Genomic DNA, 2,218 nt, shown 5'->3' with positions numbered 1-2,218 from the left:
CGTCGCTCCCCCGGCCACGAGGCGGCCTCGCCTTCGGATTCGGCCCGCACCAGTGCCTCGGCCAGAACCTGGCCCGGATGGAGCTGCAGATCGTCTTCGACACGCTGTTCCGCCGCATCCCCACCCTGCGGCTCGCCACACCGGTCGAGGACCTGCCGTTCAAGACGGACGCCGTCATCTACGGCGCCTACGAACTTCCGGTCACCTGGTGAAGGCGAGCTGCTGTCCGAGCCATGCCTGAAAGGTGACGAACGCCACCACCTCTCCTTGAGCGTGGCCATGCCGGCCGGCCCTATCTTTGTACTGACTGGTCAGTTTAAAGATTCAGGGGTTGTGATGATCGTTGCGGAGCGGTTGGCGGTCGAGGGGGTGTACCCGGAGGTCTCGTTGAAGGCCGAGGCCGGCACGCTCACGGTGGTCGCGGGCTCGGCGGGAAGCGGGCGGACGAGCCTCCTGCTGACGCTGGCCGGGCGGATGAAGCCCACCAAAGGCGCCCTGAGCGTCGCCGGGCACGTCAGGCGCCGAGCCATCCGTAAGGCCGTGGCATTGGCGCTGGTCGACGGGGTGACGGACCTGGACCGGTCGCTGACGGTGGGAGAGCACCTGCGGGAGCGGCGGCGTGGGCCGTACCAGGAGGTTCTGGAGCGGGTCGGGCTGGCAGGCCAGGAGCGGACGCTGGTGCGGGAACTGGACAGGGAGCGACAAGTGCGGCTGGGCATCGCCTTGGCCCTGCTGGACGAGCCGAAGGTGATCGTCGCTGACAATGTGGACGCGGGCCTGCCCGCCGACCGGCAGCAGGCGCTGTGGGACCTGCTGCGCGACCTGAACCACACGGTGGTGGCCGCCTGCGTGGCACCGCCCGCCCGCTTCGACCAGCTGGTGGAGCTGTCATGAAGGGCCTGTTGCGGTCGCGGCTGACGAGGGCGGCACTGGCGGCGGTCGTGGTGCTGCCGCTCCTGTACGCGGGACTGTATCTGTGGTCGTTCTGGAACCCACAGGGCAACCTGGACCGCGTGCCAGTGGCGCTGGTCGTCGAGGACCAACCCGCTCAAGCCGCGGGGAAGACCCTGCACGCGGGCAGCGACCTGGCCGACGAGCTGCTGAAGCGCCGCGTGTTCGGCTGGGAGCAGACCACCGCGCGGGAGGCGGCCGACGGGGTGGCGGACGGCACCTTCTATCTGTCGCTGACCGTGCCGGCCGATTTCAGCGCCAAGCTGGCCTCACCCGCCGACGACGATGCCGTCCCGAGCCCGGCGCGGCTCGGGCTGCGCGTGGACACGGGCCGAAGCTACGTCATGGGCAGCATCTCGGACGCGGTGTTCAACGAGGTGCGGGCGGCGGCCGAGCGCACGGCGATCCGCGACTACTTCGACAACGTCTTCGTCTCGATCGGCGACATCCACGACAAGACCGTGGAGGCTGCCGAGGGCGCGGACCAGCTGCACGACGGCGCCGTGCGACTCGACGACGGCGTGTCCCGGCTCAGCGACGGCCTGGGCACGGCCGAGAGCGGCGCCCGGCGGCTGTCCGCCGGGCTGAACAGCGCCAGCACCGCCACGGGCACGCTACGTGACGGCTCGGCTCAGGTCACCCAGGGCCTCGCGCAGGCTCAGCAGGCGATCGGGCAACTGCGCGACGGCCTCGACAAGCTCCACACCAAAGGGACTTCTCCGCTCAGCTCCGGTGCGAGGGAGGCGTACCAGCAGGTTCACGCTCAGACCCGCATGGTCGACCAGCTCGCCGATACGTACGCGCCCGTGCTGGACGAATGGGGCCCCAAGCTCTCCAAGACCGCCGAGGCGGTCGCCGACGCCGCCGACAAGGTCGCCGACAGCGGCGGCTCGGCAACCGGCGCGGCATTGACGAGCGCGGCGGCGGACGGCGCTCGCGCGGCGAACGCCCAGGCGGGAAGGGCCGCCGACAGCGCCAGGGAGGCGAGCTCGCAGGCGCAGGCCGCGATCGACCGCCTGGGCGCGGATGCCGACCCCGAGGTACGCGGCCTGCTGCGGAACGCGGCAGCCGCCGCGCGACGGGCCGCCACTCAGGCGGACGCAGCCCAGAACGCCGCCCGGACCAGCGCGGGCAGCGGCACCGGAAGCGGCGGCGGCGACGCCGGCCCGGACCTGCGTCTGCGCAAGAGACATCCGGTCTTCCGCCGCAGGCGCTTCTTCTACGGCAAGCCGGTACGCGGCCTGAACGACATCGCGTGGCTCACCCC

Annotated in this window: 3 protein-coding genes; all 3 read left to right on the top strand. The window is 71.4% G+C overall.

Annotation, left to right across the window (positions count from 1 at the left end; all coding sequences use genetic code 11):
* On the top strand, window positions 1-212 hold a 212-nt coding region (locus tag AB0J64_RS57075), incomplete at its 5' end, for a cytochrome P450 (protein ID WP_364047169.1).
* A 124-nt stretch (window positions 213-336) separates the two neighbouring features.
* Window positions 337-894: an ATP-binding cassette domain-containing protein gene (locus AB0J64_RS57070; protein WP_364047164.1), complete on the top strand. Its 558-nt coding sequence runs from the start codon at window positions 337-339 to the stop codon at window positions 892-894.
* The coding region (locus tag AB0J64_RS57065) for a YhgE/Pip family protein (RefSeq protein ID WP_364047161.1) at window positions 891-2,218 on the top strand (1,328 nt) is incomplete at its 3' end. The genes AB0J64_RS57070 and AB0J64_RS57065, both read left to right, overlap by 4 nt.

The organism is Nonomuraea sp. NPDC049695, assembly GCF_040674955.1.
Taxonomy (GTDB): Bacteria; Actinomycetota; Actinomycetes; order Streptosporangiales; family Streptosporangiaceae; genus Nonomuraea; species Nonomuraea helvata.
This window is presented reverse-complemented; position numbering and strand designations above follow the sequence as displayed.